The organism is Streptomyces inusitatus, assembly GCF_014651115.1.
Lineage (GTDB): Bacteria > Actinomycetota > Actinomycetes > Streptomycetales > Streptomycetaceae > Streptomyces > Streptomyces amakusaensis.
This window is the reverse complement of the sequence record NZ_BMWG01000024.1, coordinates 1-17,426: the sequence shown is the minus strand read 5'-3', so window position 1 is coordinate 17,426 and position 17,426 is coordinate 1. Positions and strand designations below refer to the sequence as shown.

Annotated in this window: 15 protein-coding genes and 1 riboswitch; of the genes, 3 read left to right on the top strand and 12 right to left on the bottom strand. The window is 69.4% G+C overall.

All coding sequences use genetic code 11. The features are described 5' to 3' along the window. Positions 1 to 114: 114 nt before the first annotated feature. Positions 115 to 1,626 carry a glutamate-cysteine ligase family protein gene (locus tag IE247_RS27880; RefSeq protein WP_190126081.1) on the bottom strand — a complete coding sequence of 504 codons (1,512 nt, stop codon included), beginning with the start codon at positions 1,624 to 1,626 and terminating at the stop codon, positions 115 to 117. Positions 1,627 to 2,128: 502 nt separating this feature from the next. Here IE247_RS27880 and IE247_RS27875 point away from each other — a divergent pair. Both IE247_RS27875 and IE247_RS27870 read left to right on the top strand, forming a co-directional pair. Then, positions 2,129 to 2,716, top strand: a complete 588-nt coding sequence (locus IE247_RS27875) for a hypothetical protein (protein WP_190126080.1) — start codon at positions 2,129 to 2,131, stop codon at positions 2,714 to 2,716. 327 nt (positions 2,717 to 3,043) lie between these two features. Next, the gene (locus IE247_RS27870) at positions 3,044 to 3,241 is read left to right on the top strand and encodes a DUF5999 family protein (RefSeq protein ID WP_308433265.1); all 198 of its coding nucleotides are present in this window, start codon (positions 3,044 to 3,046) and stop codon (positions 3,239 to 3,241) included. A gap of 90 nt (positions 3,242 to 3,331) precedes the next feature. Here the strand turns inward: IE247_RS27870 and gcvP are convergent, their stop codons facing one another. Next, the gene (gcvP, locus tag IE247_RS27865; protein ID WP_190126078.1) at positions 3,332 to 6,217 is read right to left on the bottom strand and encodes an aminomethyl-transferring glycine dehydrogenase; all 2,886 of its coding nucleotides are present in this window, start codon (positions 6,215 to 6,217) and stop codon (positions 3,332 to 3,334) included. A 186-nt stretch (positions 6,218 to 6,403) separates the two neighbouring features. Continuing rightward, positions 6,404 to 6,500: riboswitch (glycine riboswitch) on the bottom strand. Positions 6,501 to 6,614: 114 nt separating this feature from the next. Here gcvP and IE247_RS27860 point away from each other — a divergent pair. Further along, positions 6,615 to 6,998, top strand: coding sequence for a PRC-barrel domain-containing protein (locus tag IE247_RS27860; RefSeq protein WP_190126077.1), 384 nt, complete (start codon positions 6,615 to 6,617; stop codon positions 6,996 to 6,998). Here the strand turns inward: IE247_RS27860 and IE247_RS27855 are convergent. From IE247_RS27855 to clsA, 10 genes are all read right to left on the bottom strand, one after another. Then, complete coding sequence (locus IE247_RS27855; RefSeq protein WP_190126076.1) at positions 6,908 to 8,479, bottom strand: DNA polymerase IV; 1,572 nt, start codon at positions 8,477 to 8,479, stop codon at positions 6,908 to 6,910. The two genes, IE247_RS27860 and IE247_RS27855, sit on opposite strands and share 91 nt — an antisense overlap. Before the next feature lie 150 nt (positions 8,480 to 8,629). Further along, the gene (locus tag IE247_RS27850) at positions 8,630 to 9,226 is read right to left on the bottom strand and encodes a MerR family transcriptional regulator (protein ID WP_190126075.1); all 597 of its coding nucleotides are present in this window, start codon (positions 9,224 to 9,226) and stop codon (positions 8,630 to 8,632) included. Between the two features lie 215 nt (positions 9,227 to 9,441). Beyond that, positions 9,442 to 9,915: a bifunctional nuclease family protein gene (locus IE247_RS27845; RefSeq protein ID WP_006123076.1), complete on the bottom strand. Its 474-nt coding sequence runs from the start codon at positions 9,913 to 9,915 to the stop codon at positions 9,442 to 9,444. Positions 9,916 to 9,979: 64 nt separating this feature from the next. After that, positions 9,980 to 10,753 (bottom strand): transcriptional regulator FtsR, encoded by a 774-nt coding sequence (gene ftsR / locus IE247_RS27840; RefSeq protein WP_190126074.1) that lies wholly within the window; start codon positions 10,751 to 10,753, stop codon positions 9,980 to 9,982. 19 nt (positions 10,754 to 10,772) lie between these two features. Continuing rightward, complete coding sequence (locus tag IE247_RS27835) at positions 10,773 to 11,636, bottom strand: double zinc ribbon and FHA domain-containing protein (protein ID WP_229869404.1); 864 nt, start codon at positions 11,634 to 11,636, stop codon at positions 10,773 to 10,775. A 148-nt stretch (positions 11,637 to 11,784) separates the two neighbouring features. Continuing rightward, positions 11,785 to 12,681, bottom strand: a complete 897-nt coding sequence (locus IE247_RS27830; RefSeq protein WP_190126072.1) for a DUF881 domain-containing protein — start codon at positions 12,679 to 12,681, stop codon at positions 11,785 to 11,787. Positions 12,682 to 12,686: 5 nt separating this feature from the next. After that, a complete protein-coding gene (locus tag IE247_RS27825; RefSeq protein WP_006376801.1) occupies positions 12,687 to 13,019 on the bottom strand; it encodes a small basic family protein in 333 nt (110 codons plus the stop codon). Further along, positions 13,016 to 13,948: a DUF881 domain-containing protein gene (locus IE247_RS27820; RefSeq protein ID WP_190126071.1), complete on the bottom strand. Its 933-nt coding sequence runs from the start codon at positions 13,946 to 13,948 to the stop codon at positions 13,016 to 13,018. The genes IE247_RS27825 and IE247_RS27820 overlap by 4 nt, the downstream gene beginning before the upstream one ends. A gap of 98 nt (positions 13,949 to 14,046) precedes the next feature. Continuing rightward, positions 14,047 to 16,542: a mannose-1-phosphate guanyltransferase gene (locus IE247_RS27815; RefSeq protein ID WP_190126070.1), complete on the bottom strand. Its 2,496-nt coding sequence runs from the start codon at positions 16,540 to 16,542 to the stop codon at positions 14,047 to 14,049. 110 nt (positions 16,543 to 16,652) lie between these two features. Continuing rightward, positions 16,653 to 17,261, bottom strand: a complete 609-nt coding sequence (clsA, locus tag IE247_RS27810; RefSeq protein ID WP_190126069.1) for a cardiolipin synthase ClsA — start codon at positions 17,259 to 17,261, stop codon at positions 16,653 to 16,655. Between the last annotated feature and the right edge of the window lie 165 nt (positions 17,262 to 17,426).

The following is a 17,426-nucleotide window of genomic DNA, read 5'->3' as shown; positions in this document are numbered from 1 at the left end:
TGACAGCTTGCCCGACGCCGGGCGGCCGGGCGGAGGCAGGTCCGACGGCGCGTCAGGGGCCGTGCGGTCGGGGCGGGGACCGGAGCCGCGGGCGCGGCCCGCCGGCGGGCCTCACTACCGCGGCCCCGGGAAACCCACCGGCCAGGTGTGCACCGGCTCGCCCAGGTGCATCAGCTCGCGGTAGCGCCTGGTCATCGCCGCGAGCGCCGCGTCCCGCTCCAGGCCGGCGGCGAGGGCGCGGTGGTACGTCGCGGACTGCCAGGTGGCCCCGTTGGCCCGGCGTTCGCACCGCTCCCCGATCACTCCGAGGTAGCGGTCGCGGTCGGCGGGTTCCACGTTCCACGCGTCGAGCCCGGCGGCGGCCAGCGGCAGCAGCTCCTCACGTACGAGATCGACCACCGGCACCCGGGCGACCCCGCCAGCCCGGCCGGGGCGCGGCCAGAGCAGCCGGGCCCCGATGCCGTGGCGGCACGCGGTGTCGAAGTTCTCGGCCGCGGCGGAGAAGGGCAGCCGGGTCCACACCGGCCGGGACTCGTCGGCGAGCGCGCGCACCAGCCCGTAGAAGAAGGCCGCGTTGGCGATCACGTCGGTGACCGTGGGACCGGCCGGCAGCACCCGGTTCTCCACCCGCAGATGCGGCACTCCGTCCACGACCGAGTAGACCGGCCGGTTCCAGCGGTAGACCGTCCCGTTGTGCAGGATCAGCTCGCGCAGAGCCGGGACGCCGCCGCCGTCGAGGATCCGGAGGGGGTCCTCCGCGTCGTCGCAGATCGGCAGCAGGGCCGGGAAGTAGCGCAGATTCTCCTCGAAGAGGTCGTACGCGGAGTCCACCCAGCGCTCGCCGAACCAGGTGCGCGGCCGGACCCCCTGGGCCTGGAGTTCGGGCGGCCTGGTGTCGGTGGCCTGCTGGAAGAGCGGGGGGCGGGACTCGGGCCACAGCTCCTTGCCGAACAGGAAGGGGGAGTTGGCCCCGACGGCGACCTGGACCGCCGCGACCGCCTGCGAGGCGTTCCACACATCGGCGAACCGCGCGGGCGTCACCTGGAGATGCAGCTGCACCGACGTACAGGCCGCTTCGGGGGCGATCGAGGCGGAAGTGCAGGTCAGCCGCTCCGCGCCGTCGATGTCCAGGGTGAACTCCTCGCCGCGGGCGGCCAGGATCTGTTCATTGAGCATCGTGTAGCGGTCGACGTCGGAGAGGTTCGCGGAGACCAGATCCTCCTGTGCGAGCGTCGGAAGAATACCGATCATCACGATCCCGGCGCCCACCTCCCGCGCCTTCCGGTCCGCGTATCCGAGGCCGGCCCGCAACTCCTCCGCCAGCTGGTCGAGAACGCGTCCGCCGAGCCGGTGGGGGACAATGTTCACTTCCAGGTTGAACATTCCCAGCTCGGTCTGGAAATCGTGACTGGCGATTCTCTCCAGAACTTGAGCATTCATCATGCGTGGAAGTCCGTCCGAACCTGTGAGATTAAGTTCGATTTCGAGGCCCATCAGATTCCTGGGCCGGTCGAACCTTCTCTCGGCCAGCAACCGCGCCAGCCCCGCCAGACACTGCTGGAGCTTTCTCCGGTACCGCTGGCGATCGGAGAGTGCGAACCCTCCCGCCACGACCTTTTCCCCCATCGAAGCGTCCTCCTCGACTGGGCATCGCGCGACATCGGTCGCTCACGTACGGACGATAATGCCCAGCCTGACTGATCCATAACGCAGCGGGGACGGCCGGAGACCGATAGGGTGTCGACAGTGGCGCACGACGCCTCGGCCGGTGCGACGCGGCATCGGACCTCAGCAGAGTGCAGTACGCAGATACCATCGCCTGTCGTATGGTGAAAAACACCGACCGGTTTCGGCCTACCACCTCCGGGGGTAATCCCCTGGACGAGATGGAAATTTCCCCGGGAAATGCGACAGATCCCACCCCTTTCAAAGACCTGAACCGGCCTTGTGGTTAATGCTGGCGATCGCTAGCGGAAACACCATGAGAAAACGTGTCGTATAAACTTTCCCCAGCAGGCAGAGAGTTGGCGCCCAGTCGCCTTCCCGGCCCTTCTCGCCCGGCACGCTGACAGCGCCGTCCGCATCTGCCTCTGCCTCACCGTGTCTCCCAAGTGAGAGGCGACCCACCATGCCGCTGCACGCTCTTCCGGCCCCTGTGCCCGCACTGCGCAGCGTGCTCACCGCGCTCGGTTCCCCCGGCGTCGTGAGCGAGGAACGCACCCCGGCCCTCAGGTCCGTCCAGGGACCCGTGAGCCCCGAAGCACCGCTTCCCGTCCATGTCCTCGACCAGATCGCCCCGAGTTCGGCCCGCCCCTGCACCCGGCTGGCCGGCTGGCGCTTCCTCCTCCGCGACGGCGACCGCCATGTCGCCGCGGCGGAGACCGTGCTCACCTCCGACGGCTGGGCCTTCTCCCATTTCCTCGAAGGCCCCTATCTCGCCTCCACCGAACGGGCCCTGCGGCACGCGGAGTCGCTCACGACCCCGTTCCAGCCGCGGCTGCTCTCCATCCCCGAGCTGTACATGCTGACCCTGTGGCTGCACGGGGACACGACGGCCGACGCCGCGTCAGGAGTGCCGCTCCCCACCGACGTACTGATCCCGCTCGCCCCCGCACCGCCCGGCATCGCGGCCGACCGGCCGCACCGGGTGGCCGACCTGCTGCCGGTGATGACCCTCCGGCTCACCCCGGCGCCGCTTCTCGGCTCCCCCGCCTGACCCGGTGCCGGACCGACCCGGCACCCCGGAGATCCAGAGAGAGAATCACCGTTCACGCCCCGCGACCCATCGGTCGCGGGGCGCATTTCCCTGCCATTGGACTAGTCCGTTCCGGCCCCCTCGAACCCCCCGAAAGGACAGGGGGAGCGCAGTGAACCGACCACGCGGATGAGACGTCATTCATCAGTAAGACGAGCTGTCGCGAAATCCCTGCGGGATGACGCCCGTGGGGCAACACTGGGGACCGGACCTACAGATACGGGGGCGGCCATGAACACCTCATCGAGCCGCGGAACAGTCACCACGACACAGCGAAAGATCCCGCCCATGTGCCAGCACCAGCCAGCCTGCCCGACCTCCGACTCCGCCGACCGGGACGCGGCGCGCCTGGTGGCGCACCACCCCGAGCAGGGCTGGAGCCTGCTGTGCAACGGAGTGCTGCTCTTCGAGGATACGGGCGAGTTGCTGCCGGACGGCCAGATCATCGCACCGCACCGGGTCGGCCTCACGATGACGGTCGCCTAGACCGTCTCCGCCGAGTCCCTCCGTACGACCGGGGGCCGGCCCGGAGAACACTCTCCGCACCGGCCCCCGTACGCCTCAGCGCCTCGCCCGTCAGCCGTCGTACTCGTCCAGCGGCGGGCAGGAGCAGACCAGGTTCCGGTCGCCGAACGCGCCGTCGATACGGCGGACCGGCGGCCAGTACTTGTCGGCGGGGCTCACTCCGGCCGGGAAGACCGCTTCCTCACGGGTGTAGGAGTGCTCCCACTCACCGCCCAGGGCCGCCGCCGTGTGCGGCGCGTTGGCCAGCGGGTTGTCCTCGATGGGCCACTCGCCCGACGCGACCCTCTCGATCTCCTGACGAATCGCGATCATCGCCTCGCAGAAACGGTCGATCTCGCTCAGATTCTCGCTCTCGGTGGGCTCGATCATCAGCGTGCCCGCCACCGGGAAGGACATCGTCGGAGCGTGGAAGCCGTAGTCGATGAGCCGCTTGGCGATGTCATCCACGCTGACCCCGGTCGCCTTCGACAGCGGACGCAGATCCACGATGCACTCGTGGGCGACCAGCCCGGCCGGTCCGGTGTAGAGCACCGGGTAGTGCGGCTCCAGCCGCTTGGCGATGTAGTTGGCGGCCAGCACGGCGACCTGCGTCGCCCGCTTGAGTCCCTCGCCGCCCATGAGCCGCACATACGCCCAGGAGATCGGCAGAATGCCCGCCGAGCCCCACGGCGCGGCGGAGATCGGTCCCACTCCCGTCTCCGGGCCGGCCGTCGGCTGGAGCGGGTGGTTCGGCAGATACGGCGCGAGATGCGCGCGCACGCCCACCGGCCCGACGCCGGGGCCGCCGCCGCCGTGCGGGATGCAGAAGGTCTTGTGCAGATTCAGGTGCGAGACATCGCCGCCGAACTCGCCCGGCTTGGCGAGACCCACCAGCGCGTTGAGGTTGGCCCCGTCGACGTACACCTGACCGCCGGCCTCGTGGACCTGGGCACAGATGTCGGCGACGTGCTCCTCGAAGACGCCGTGCGTCGACGGGTAGGTGATCATCAGCACCGAGAGTTCGGCGCGGTGCTGCTCGATCTTGGCGCGCAGATCGGCGATGTCCACCTCGCCGTCGTCGGCGGTCTTGACGACCACCACCTTCATCCCGGCCATCACGGCGCTGGCGGCGTTGGTGCCGTGCGCGGAGGACGGGATCAGGCAGACCGTGCGCTGCTCGTCGCCGTTGGCGCGGTGGTACGCGCGGACGGCGAGCAGTCCGGCGAGTTCGCCCTGCGAGCCGGCGTTGGGCTGGATGGAGACCTTGTCGTAGCCGGTGACCTCGGCGAGGCGCTCCTCCAGCTCACGGATGAGGGTGAGGTATCCGGCGGCCTGGTCGACCGGCGCGAAGGGGTGGATCTGGCCGAACTCGGGCCAGGTGACCGGCTCCATCTCGGTGGTCGCGTTCAGCTTCATGGTGCAGGAGCCGAGCGGGATCATGCCGCGGTCCAGCGCGTAGTCGCGGTCGGAGAGCCGGCGCAGATAGCGCAGCATCGCCGTCTCGGAGCGGTGCTGGTGGAAGACCGGGTGGGTGAGGTAGTCGTCGGTCCGCAGCAGGGCGGCCGGCAGGGTGTCCTCGGTGGTCCCGTCCAGCGCCTCGATGTCCCCGCTCACGCCGAAGGCGCTCCACACCGCGGCGAGATGAGTGCGCAGGGTGGTCTCGTCACAGGCGACGGAGACATGGGAGTCGTCGACCAGGCGCAGATTGACCCCGCCCTCACGGGCGGCCGCGACCACCTCGGCCGCGCGGCCCGGCACCCGCACGGTCAGGGTGTCGAAGTACGAGCCGTGCACGACCTCCACACCGCCCGCCTCCAGGCCGGCGGCGAGCAGGGTGGCGTAGCGGTGGGTGCGCCGGGCGATGGTGCGCAGCCCGTCGGGGCCGTGGTAGACCGCGTACATCCCCGCCATCACGGCGAGCAGCACCTGCGCGGTGCAGATGTTGCTGGTCGCCTTCTCCCGGCGGATGTGCTGCTCACGGGTCTGGAGCGCGAGCCGGTACGCCTTGTTCCCGTCGGCGTCGACGGAGACTCCGACGAGGCGGCCGGGGAGGCTGCGGGCGAACTTCTCGCGTACGGCCATGAAGCCGGCGTGCGGGCCGCCGAAGCCCATCGGGACGCCGAAGCGCTGGGTGGTGCCCACGGCGATGTCCGCGCCCAGCTCGCCGGGCGAGGTGAGCAGGGTCAGCGCCAGCAGGTCGGCGGCGACGGTGACGACGGCGCCGAGGCCCTGGGCCTGCTCGATGACCGGCTTGAGGTCGCGCACGGCGCCGGACGCGCCCGGGTACTGGAGCAGCACGCCGAAGACGCCGCGCTCGGCGATGTCGGCGGGGACGCCCTGGGAGAGGTCGGCGGTGACGACCTCGACGCCGGTCGGCTCGGCGCGGGTCTCGATCACCGCGAGGGTCTGCGGCAGTACGTCGGAGTCGACGAGGAAGACGCCGTTCTTGACCTTGCCGACGCGGCGGGCGAGCGACATGGCCTCGGCGGCGGCGGTGCCCTCGTCGAGGAGGGAGGCGCCGGAGGTGGGCAGTCCGGTCAGCTCGGCGACCATGGTCTGGAAGTTCAGCAGGGCTTCCAGACGGCCCTGGGAGATCTCCGGCTGGTAGGGCGTGTACGCCGTGTACCAGGCCGGGTTCTCCATGACATTGCGCAGGATGACCGGGGGTGTGAAGGTGCCGTGATAGCCGAGGCCGATCATCGGCGCGAGCACCGTGTTGCGGTCGGCGAGGGTGCGCAGCTCGGCCAGTACCTCGGCCTCGGTGCGCGCCTCGGGGAGCCCCAGCGCGCCGGCGGTCTTGATGACGTCGGGGACCGCGGCGGCGGTCAGCTCGTCCAGTGAGCCGTATCCCACCTGGGCCAGCATCTTGGCCTGGGCTCCGGCGTCGGGCCCGATGTGGCGCTGCTCGAACGGGATGCCCTGTTCGAGGCTGGTGAGCGGAATGCGGTTGGCGGTCATGTAGGAGGCCTCCTGGTCTGACGCGACCTGCGAGAGGCACCACCGCACGCGGGGTGCCCTGGACGGGCCTCCCCCTCTGTCATCTCAACCTGAGAGCTTCACCGGAGCGCCCGACAGCGACGCCCCGACTTTCACCGTCGGTGAGAGCGGATGCCGTCCGACGCCCGCTCTGCTTTCCAGAGTGACCTCGTCCACGCGGTACAGGTGCCTGAGAGATTCCGGGGAGGATTTGCTCCTTCGGCGCCACCGTCGTCCTGCCGGTGGACTCTCCCGCGCGGGGTCAGCAGCCGCTTGCCAGCCTACCAGCGTGACCTTTCAACAATCGCTCAAGTGGCCGACAGCTTCGATGTGCCCTTTCGTATGGGTTGAAGACCAGTTGCGACCATATGGAGGGACCGTGCAGACCGATATCGATCCGCGCAGCCTGATCGGCCGCAAGGCGTTCGACCGCGACGGGGCCAAGATCGGCACCATCGACGAGGTGTATCTGGACGACGCGACCGGTACACCCGAATGGGCGGCAGTGCGCACCGGGCTCTTCAGCCGGGACGCTTTCGTCCCGCTGGAGCCGAGCACCTTCGCCGACGACATCCTGCGTGTCCCCTACGAGCGCTCCCTGATCAAGGACGCGCCGGACTTCGGCGTCGGCCGCCATCTCTCCCCCGAGCAGGAGATCCAGCTCTACCAGCACTACGGCCTCGAACTCTCGGCGTCCCCCGAGTCCCCCGCGCCGCCCCCGGAGGACCGTTCCTTCGGCCGGGTGGCGGGCGAGGAGGACTGACCCCCGGAGGGCTGCCCTCCGGCGGCCGGCTCCGGCGCGGGATCGGCCGGTTCGACCAGGGGGAGCGGCTCGGAGGGCGTCAGCTCCGGATCGTCGATCAGGAAGGTGCGCACCCGGCCGGGGGGCGAGTCGGGGCGCTCGAAGCGCACGGTGACCCGGCCGACGCCGCTGCCCTGCACCCAGCCGGGCCCGTACAGGGCGTGGCGCACATCGTCCCCGGGGGACCAGCGCCGCCCGGCGGGTACGGGGGGCTCCTCCGGCCCGCCCCCGGCCGGGGCCCGCGAAGCCCCCGCGGTCTCCGCCGGAGTCTCCGCAGTCTCCACGTCCGCGTCCGCCTGCACCTCCACCTGCACCTCCGCCTCCACCGGAACGGATCCGTCCGGCGGCGGGGCGGTCGTCTGGACGCCGACGGCGGCCTGGGCGAAGAGATCCTCCTGGGTGTAGTCCGCGAGGCCGGACACCCCGACGCCCAGCAGCCGGACCCCGCCCGTGGTGTCCACGGACTCCAGCAGCCTGGCCGCCGCCTCGCGGACCACCGCCGGGTCGTCGGTGGGGCCCCGGAGCGTCTCGGAGCGGGTCAGCGTCGAGAAGTCGTACCGCCGCACCTTCAGCACGATCGTCCGGCCCGAGTGCCCGGACTCCCGCAGCCGCCGGACGCACCGCCCGGCGAGCCGCTCCACCTCGCCGCGGATCCGCACCCGGTCGTGCAGATCCACATCGAAGGTGTCCTCCACCGAGACCGACTTGGTGTCCCGCTCGGCCACCACGGGCCGGTCGTCGTAGCCCAGCGCCATCAGGTGGAGCGCCGTGCCGTGCGCCCTGCCCAGCAGCCGCACCAGCTCGTCCTCGCCCGCCTCGGCGACTTCGGCGCAGGTGGTCATGCCCGCCCGCCGCAGATGCTCCCCGGTGGCAGGGCCGACACCGGGCAGCGTCCGCACCGACAGCGGCCCCAGCAGCTCGCGCTCCGTGCCCGGCTCGATCACCACCAGTCCGTCGGGCTTGGCCCGCTCGGAGGCGATCTTCGCCAGCATCTTGGACCCGGCGAGCCCCACCGAGCCGGTCAGACCCGTGACCGCGCGTATGTCGGCCCTCAGCCGCTCTCCGGCGGCCAGCGCCGACGGCAGATCGTCGGCCACTCCCCCCGCCTCCAGATCCACGAAGGCCTCGTCCAGGCTCAGCGGCTCCACCAGCGGCGAGAGCGAGCGCAGCAGACCCATCACCTGATCGCTGATCGCTCGGTAGAAGGAGAAGCGGGGCACCAGGGCCGCCGCGTTCGGCGCGAGCCTCCTGGCCTGCGCCATGGGCATCGCCGAGTGCACCCCGAAGCGTCTCGCCTCGTACGAGGCGGTGGCGACCACACCGCGCGGACCGAGCCCGCCGACGATCACGGGTTTTCCGCGCAGGCTGGGCTTCGCCGCCTGCTCCGCGGCGGCGTAGAACGCGTCCATGTCCAGATGCAGAATCGTCGGCGCGGATCTCACATTCCCGATGGTGCCCCATGCCACTGACATCGCCACCGACATCGACATCGCGGGCGGCGTCCCCGTCGGCCCGCCGCCGGAAGCCGTCCCGGCACCGCCCCGGCCGACGCCAGCGGGACGGCTCCCGGCCCGCCCATCGGCTCCCCCGGGTCAGACAGCCCGGTTCTGCCGGCGTCTGGCCAGCTCATCGGCGGGGTTGTGGGCGAGGAGCGTCTCCCCGGTGTCGACCCGTTCACCGTGCAGCAGCGACAGCGCCGCCTCCACATCGCGCCAGACGACTCCGACGGCGATCCCGAAGACACCCTGACCGCCCTGGAGCAGCTGCACCACCTCGTCGGGCGAGGAGCACTCGTAGACCGTGGCCCCGTCGCTCATCAGCGTCATCCGCTCCAGATCGGCGTAACCCCGGGTCCTCAGGTGCCGGACGGCGGCCCGGATGTTCTGGAGCGCCACCCCGGTGTCCAGGAAACGCTTGACGATCTTGAGTACGACCACATCGCGCATGCTGTAGAGCCGCTGGGCACCCGCGCCGTGAGGCGGCCGGACGCTGGGCTCGACCAGGCCGGTACGGGCCCAGTAGTCGAGCTGCCGGTAGGTGATCCCCGCCGCCGCGCACGCGGTCGGCCCTCGATAGCCGACGGTGTCCGCCGGCTGATCGACCCCGCTCTCGGGGAGCGGATACGGCCCGCTCTCCCCCAGACCTCGTCCGAGGGCACCCCCCACCGCACCGTCGCCGCTGTTTCTCACGCCGACCTCCGTCCTTGACCTGCCGACTCGACGGTAGGCAGTCACCAGGGGCGCGTCAACGATCGCCACACTCGGCACGCCGAGTGATAATCACCCTGAGAGTGGTTTCCCGTGCCCCATAACGGGGAAAGGGTGCTCGAATGCGCCGAAACGGCCCGCCGAAGCCTCTCCGGTGACCGCCGGTCCACCGGCGGCCACCTGCACAGCGGCGGCGGTCACTGACTGTTGGTCCCGAAGTCCTCCGGTGAGATCTGGTCGAGGAACTCGCGGAACTTCTCCACCTCGTCCTCCTGCTCGTCCGGAATCGCGATTCCCGCGTCGTCGAGCACCCCGTCACTGCCGTAGATCGGCGTGCCGGTGCGCAGGGCGAGCGCTATGGCGTCGGACGGACGCGCGCTCACCTCGACTCCGCTGGCGAAGACCAGCTCCGCGTAGAAGACCCCTTCACGCAGGTCGGTGATGCGGACCTCGGTGAGTTCCTGCCCCACCGCCTCCAGGACATCCTTGAAGAGGTCATGGGTCAGCGGCCTGGCCGGTGCCATGCCCTGCTGGGCGAAGGCGATGGCGGTGGCCTCCCCGGGACCGATCCAAATGGGGAGGTACCGATCGCCTCCCACTTCACGCAGGAGCACGATCGGTTGGTTGGAGGGCATTTCCACCCGGACACCCACAACGTCGAGCTCGTTCACACAGCAACCCTAGGACGTGCCCGGCCCGTTTGGGTAGTCGGGCACGTGGTCGATCAACTGATGATCAACTGATTCGGACTCCGAGGGCCGTCTGCACCAGGGCCGCGTGAAGCCGCACGGAGAGGCTCGCCAGCTCCTTCGCGGTGGCCTCCGCATGTGCCCTGGTCTGCGGATTACGGTGTCGGCGCAAGGGTGCGACCACCTGTTCGACCAGCCCGGCGTCCCGCTCGGCCGCGGCCTTCATCGGACGCAGATGGCGCGGCTCAAGACCAAATCTTCCCAAGTCCAGAACGAGCCTGGCCACCGTCACGGACTCGGCGTCATAGCCGCCGTCGACATGCTGGCCGATCAGCCCGTACGACTCCCACTCGACCAGCTGCTCCTCACCCGCCCCGGCGGCGGCCAGCAGCTCCGCCCGGCCCATCCTGGCAGCCGTACGGCGCTCACCGGGCGTCTCCCAGGCCCCAGGGCCCCACGCCTCGGCCGAAGGCTCCCTCGCGGCGCCCTGCGCGGGCAGCTGGATCTGCTCACCCCGGGCGAGGGCGTCCAGATGCTCACGGATCACTTTCAGCGGAAGATAGTGGTCCCGCTGCATCCGCAGCACCTGGGCCAGCCGCTCGACATCGGCGGGAGTGAACTTGCGGTACCCCGACGGCGTGCGCCGCGGCTCGACCAGCCCCTCGGCCTCCAGGAAACGAATCTTGGAAATCGTGACTTCGGGAAACTCGTCACGCAGCTGGCCGAGCACCGTCCCGATGCTCATCAGCCTCTCGCCGGCGGAAAGCCTCTCCGCCGCGGTGGCGGTGCCGTGACCGGCACCGCCCGTCGGTGTTCGCATGGTGCCTTCCCTCGCGGGGTTACAGGCCCCGCTGCTGGCTCGCGTAGAAGACCAGCCGGTACTTGCCGATCTGAACCTCGTCACCGTTGTTCAGATAGACCGAGTCGATCCGCTCACGATTGACATAGGTGCCGTTCAGGCTGCCGACGTCGGCGACGCTGAAGCTGCCGTCAGGGCCCCGGCGGAACTCCACATGCCGACGCGACACCGTCACGTCGTCCAGGAAGATGTCGCTCTGCGGATGACGGCCGGCCGTGGTCAGCTCTCCGTCGAGCAGGAAGCGGCTCCCGGAATTGGGCCCCCGGCGGACCACCAGAAGCGCGGAACCCAGCGGCAGGGCCTCCACCGCGGCCTGCGCCTCGGGCGAGAGCGACGGGAGCTGCGTCTGCCCCGTCACCTCGGAGTCGTACGCCTCCAGACCCGAGATGGAGATGGTGGAGGTCGTCTCGGACGCCCGCTCGGCGGGCACCCCGCCCCGCAGCGGCGCTCCGCAGTTGGAGCAGAACTTGCTGGACTGCGGATTGCGGTTGCCGCACCTCGTACACACCGTCACGGCCGCCATCGACGGATCCTCCTGCCGCGGCTGTCCCCCATGGGGATTGGTCGCATACGGATCGGAGGCAAACCCTCCACCCGTACTTGAGGCTGCTGGTTCCCCGAAACCTATGCGGCCGGGACCCGCAGGGTCAACAGACGACGCGCCCGGACCGGCGACCTCGTCCCGGAACAGCGGACGCTCGCCGCCCTGCTCCTCCTCCTGGCCCTGACGCCGCGCGCGATGCCTGGCGTTTCCGCCGTCCTCGCGTGCGCTCTTGCCGAACAACTTCGCAAACAACTTCACGGGCGATTCCCCTTGACCGAAATAGACCCGCCCGTGGGGCAGGACGAACCCTCAATGATCACACCTGCCGACCCGGACATTCTCACAACGTCCGTACCCGTCAAACAGTTTCCACCACGCGGCACAGCTTCGATGTGCCGACCCCCCGCAACGTCTCGCTCCGGCCCGCGGGACCCCCCGCACCGCCGCCTCACGAAGCCGACGACCGAGCGTAGCCAGGCCGCTTCACCGGCCGCAAGGCATCCACAACGATCTTCTCCGAGCGAACCACCGTGGCGGTGGCCTGCTCCTTCTCCAGTGTCTGCACGACTCCGCCCGGGATGTTCAGCGCCGGCTCCAGATCCTGCGGTTTACCGATGACCTTGAAGATGTACGGTGCGCCGATCCGGTTCCCGTCCACCTCGATGTCGCCACCCGTCCCGGTGAAATACGTATCCGCGACGACCCGCACATCATTGACCTGGATCGCCTCCGCGCCCGCGGCGCGCAGCTCCTGGATCGCGTCGAGCAGCATGTCCGCCTCCACCGCACCCGAACCGTCGGTGATGGTGAGGGTGATCCCGGGCCCCTGAGCCGCGACAGAACCGGCGAGGATGCCCAGTTGCTGCTCCTTCTGCTCCGTCTGCCGCCGCGCCTCCTCCGCCTGGTCCGAGCTGTTCTCCAGCTCGGTGCGCTGCTCCTCAAGCCGCTGCTTCTCGTGCTCCAGGCGCTCGGTACGGCTGTCCAGCTCGCCCAGGATCCGGACGAGGTCCTCCTGCCGGGCCCCTCGGAAGGCACTGTTGTCGCTGGTCGAACGGACCTGGATGGCGAGCCCGAGACCGAGGACGAACAGCAGTGCCGCGACAGTCAGTTGAGCGCGGGTCACCCGGGGCGGCCACAGACCCGCGATCAGCCGCTGCCGCCCCGTCATCTGTGCCCTGGGACCGCCCGGCATCGGCCGCGTCTCCGCTTCCGGCTTCGGCTCCGGCTTCGGCTCCGGGTTCGACTCCGGCCTGCTCTCGCCCGCGGCCGGGGCAGCGCGCTCCGGTTCTCCGTCCCGCGCGTCGTCGCCGCTCCGGGGCCCGGTGTTCTGAGGATCGGTGCTCATCGGCCTCACGCCCGGAAGACGTGCCGGCGGATCGCGGCGGCGTTGGAGAAGATCCGGATACCGAGGACGACGACCACACCCGTGGAGAGCTGGGCTCCGACGCCGAGCTTGTCACCCAGGAAGACGATCAGCGCCGCCACCACCACATTGGAGAGGAAGGAGACCACGAAGACCTTGTCGACGAAGATCCCGTCCAGCATGGCCCGCAGCCCGCCGAAAACGGCGTCCAGCGCCGCGACGACAGCGATCGGCAGATAGGGCTCCACCACCGCCGGAACTTCGGGCCGGACCAGAAGCCCGGCCACGACTCCCACGACGAGGCCCAGTACCGCGATCACGATGTGCCCTTCCCTGTATCTGCCGTGCCCTGCCCGGCGCCCTTCCCGGCGGAGGCGGTCCTCGGCTCTGCTGTACGTACGATCAGGCTGGGGGCAGCCGGCAGACGCACCGATTCCTTGGCTGAGACGCTGAAACGGATGCCGAAGTTCTCCTTCAGCACCTGGAGATACCGTCCGTCGGCACTGTCCCGGAACGCCGCGTCCAGCTTCTTCCCGTCCCCCACCGCCAGCACCGTGTACGGCGGCACCAGCGGCCTGTTGTCAACCAGTATGGCGTCTCCGGCGGCCCGGATCGCCGAGAGGGCCGTCAGCCGCTGCCCGTTGATGGCGACGGCCTCGGCGCCGGACTCCCACAGGCCGTTGACGACCCGTTGCATATCGCGGTCCCGGACCCGGCCGGTATCGCTGAAGCCGCTGCTCTCGCGCGGCCCGCCGCCATCCGCCTGCTCGGTGCCCTTGCCGTCGTCGACCACGAGCCTGAGCCCCGGGCCCACCACCTCGGTCGCCCCGGCCAGCAGCGAGACCAGCTGTTCCCGGTCGCCGCCCGGCGCGTTGAGGGCTCTGCGCTGCCGCTCCCCCACCTCGTCACGGAGCTTCTCGACATCGCGCTCCAGGGCGTCGGCGTCCGCGGTCTCCGCGTCGACGCGGTCGATCAGCTCCTCGCGCTCCTTGGCCAGGACCGGTGCGGATATCCGCGCCTCGGCAGCCCCCACGGTGACGACCAGCGCCGCGAGCACCAGCCCGGCGGCCAGGCCCAGTTTGGCCCTCAGCGGGCGGGGCAGCCCGCCCCCCTCGGCCCGCCGGCGTGCGGTGGCCTCCGCATAGCCCTCGTCGAGGCTGTGCTCCATCACATTCGTCAGCAGCGACATGGACGCGTCGGGACGCGGGGGCGGAGAGCCAGTGCTCCGAACGGGGTGCTGCTGGGACATGCCGCACATCGTCGCACGCCGCGGCCACTACCGCCGAATGGCCCCACCGGTGTGCCGGAAGCCATGGTCCCAACAGCTTCCGGCACACCGGTCACACGTCAGTGACCTGCGCTGTCCACGACCGCGGACCAGCTGTCGAGCAGCGCCTGAGCCGATGCCTCGTCCGGCCCCTCGGCCCACAAATGGGTGACGGCCTCGGACGGATCCGGCAGCACCATCACCCACCGTCCGTCGGTCTCGACCACCCGCACACCATCGGTGGTGTCGACCTCCCGCTGATCGGCCTCCTCGACCACCCGTCGCATGACCAGGCCCTTGACCGCCCAGGGGGTCGCGAGATCGCGCTTGAGCACATGCGCGCGCGGAATACGGGCGTCGATCTGGCTCAGGGTGAGCTGAGTGCGGGCCACCAGACCCACCAGCCGCACCAGCGCCGCCGTACCGTCGAAGACGCTGCTGAACTCGGGCACGATGAATCCGCCGCGCCCGTCACCGCCGAAGATGGTGGTCTCCTCACGGCCCACCCGGGTCAGATCGTCCGGCGATGTCGTCGTCCACTCCACCTGTGTGCCGTGGTACGCCGCCACCTGCTCGGCGATACGGGTGGTGGTCACCGGCAGGGCCACCCGCCCGCTGCGGCGCTCCGCCGCGACCAGGTCGAGGAGGACCAGAAGCGCCCGGTCGTCCTCGATGATCCTGCCTCGCTCGTCCACGAGGGACAGCCGCTCGCCGACCGGGTCGAAACGCACCCCGAAGGCCGCCCGCGCGGACGCCACCATCTCACCGAGCCGCACCAGACCGGCCCGGCGGGTGTCGGCCGTCTCGGTCGGCCTGGCCTCGTCCAGCCCCGGGTTAATGGTCAGGGCATCCACCCCGAGCCGTCCCAGCAGACTGGGCAGCACAAGCCCCGCGCTGCCGTTCGAGGCGTCCACGACGACCTTCAGACCCGATTCGGCGACTCCCGTGGTGTCGACATTGCGGAGCAGTGAGCCGGTGTACGAGTCGAAGACGCTGGCCGGGAAGTGCAGATCACCGATCTCCCCCGGGAAGGCGCGCCGGTACTCCTGCCGCGCGTACACCCGGTCCAGCTTCCGCTGCCCGGCCTGGGAGAGGTCGGCCCCTCGTTCGTCGAAGAACATGATGTCGACGGAGTCGGGAACCCCCGGCGAGGTACGGATCATGATGCCGCCGGCGCTGCCCCGCGCGGTCTGCTGCCGCGCGACGGGCAATGGCACGTTCTCCAGGTCCCGCACATCGATGGCGCTGGCCTGGAGAGCGGAGATCACCGCCCGCTTGAGCGCTCTCGCGCCACGGGAGTGGTCACGCGCCGTGGTGACCGTCGCGCCCTTCTTCAGGGTGGTGGCGTACGCTCCGGCCAGCCGTACGGCCAGCTCGGGAGTGATCTCCACATTGAGGATCCCGGAGACTCCCCGGGCGCCGAAGAGATGCGCCTGTCCACGCGCCTCCCAGATGACCGAGGTGTTGACGAACGCGCCGGCCTCGATCGTCTTGAACGGATAGACCCGGACGTTTCCCTGGACGATCGACTCCTCGCCGACCAGGCACTCGTCACCGATGACCGCGCCGTCCTCGATGCGGGCGGCCCGCATGATGTCGGTGTTCTTGCCGATCACACAGCCTCGGAGATTGCACTGCTCCCCGATGTACACGTTGTCGTGGATCACGGCCTTGTGGAGGAAGGCCCCGGTCTTGACCACGACATTGGAGCCGACGACCGTGTGCTCACGGATCTCCGCATCGGCTTCGATCTTCGCGTAGTCGCCGATGTAGAGCGGCCCTCGGAGCACCGCGTCGGGGTGCACCTCGGCGCCTTCGGCGACCCATACCCCGGGGGAGATCTCAAAGCCGTCGATGTCGACGTCGACTTTGCCTTCCAGGACATCGGCCTGGGCCTTCACATAGCTTTCGTGGGTGCCCACGTCCTCCCAGTAGCCCTCGGCGACATAGCCGAAGATCGGCTTGCCTTCCTTCATCAGCTGCGGGAAGACATCACCCGACCAGTCGACGGGGACATCGGCCTCGACATAGTCGAAGACCTCGGGCTCCATGACGTAGATCCCGGTGTTGACCGTGTCTGAGAACACCTGGCCCCAGGTCGGCTTCTCCAGGAAGCGCTCGACCTTGCCCTCTTCGTCGACGATGGTGATGCCGAATTCCAGGGGGTTCGGCACCCGCGTCAGACAGACGGTGACGAGGGCGCCCTTCTCCTTGTGGAAGGCGATCAGATCGGTGAGGTCGAAATCGGTGAGCGCGTCGCCGGAGATCACGAGGAAGGCATCGTCCTTGAGCGCTTCCTCGGCGTTCTTCACACTGCCGGCGGTGCCGAGGGGTTTCTCCTCGTTGGCATAGGTGAGCTCCATCCCGAGTTCTTCGCCGTCGCCGAAGTAGTTCTTGACGAGCGAGGCGAGAAACTGAACGGTTACCACGGTCTCATTGAGCCCATGGCGCTTCAGCAGGCGAAGCACATGCTCCATGATCGGCCTGTTGGCAACCGGAAGCAGTGGCTTGGGCATGCTTGAAGTCATGGGGCGAAGCCGGGTGCCTTCGCCCCCGGCCATCACGACGGCTTTCATGTCGGAAGCGTCCTCCTTGAGAGAGACGGTCTAGCCGACTGCGCTCGCCCAAAGAGGCCCTCTGGCGTCATGCTCGGCGTGCGACACTGCACGGCTCGGCATCGACGAGGTCAATCGGCCACGGCATCCGCCTTGACGATTCGGCGGACCTGGACCACATAGAGGATCCCTGCCCACCAATAGAGAGTTGTACCCCATCCGGCGAAGGCCCATCCCAAAATGGCACCGAGTGACGCAAGCCATCCGGATCCGTCACTGAGCAGTAGCAGCGGGAAGGCGTACATCAAGTTGAAGGTGGCGGCCTTGCCGAGGAAGTTCACCTGGGGCGGCGGATAGCCGTGCCGGCGGAGGATCCCCACCATGACCAGCAGCATCAGCTCCCGTGCCACCAGGGCCGCGGTGAGCCAGAGCGGAAGGATTTCCCGCCAGGTCAGGCCAACGAGGGTGGACAGGATGTACAGCCGGTCGGCGGCGGGATCCAAGAGCCGGCCGAGGCTGCTGACCTGGTTCCACCGGCGCGCGAGTTTCCCGTCGAGATAGTCGCTGATGCCGCTGAGCATGAGCACGAGAAGTGCCCAGCCGTCACAGTTGGGCCCGCCGAAAACAGGCCAGAGGATCAACCACAGGAAGAGCGGTACGCCGACGAGGCGCGCCATGCTGAGGATGTTGGGGATAGTGAGTACCCGGTCCGTCTGAACGCGGGTCTCCTGGACCTCCACCCGGGGGCCTCCTGTGTGCAATATGCCAATGACTGTCTCAGACCTTACCGCAAGGGTCTTGAACGCAAAAATGCCTCAGTCCCCGGACACAATGTGTCCGGGGACTGAGGCTAAAAATTGTTCGGCGGCGTCCTACTCTCCCACAGGGTCCCCCCTGCAGTACCA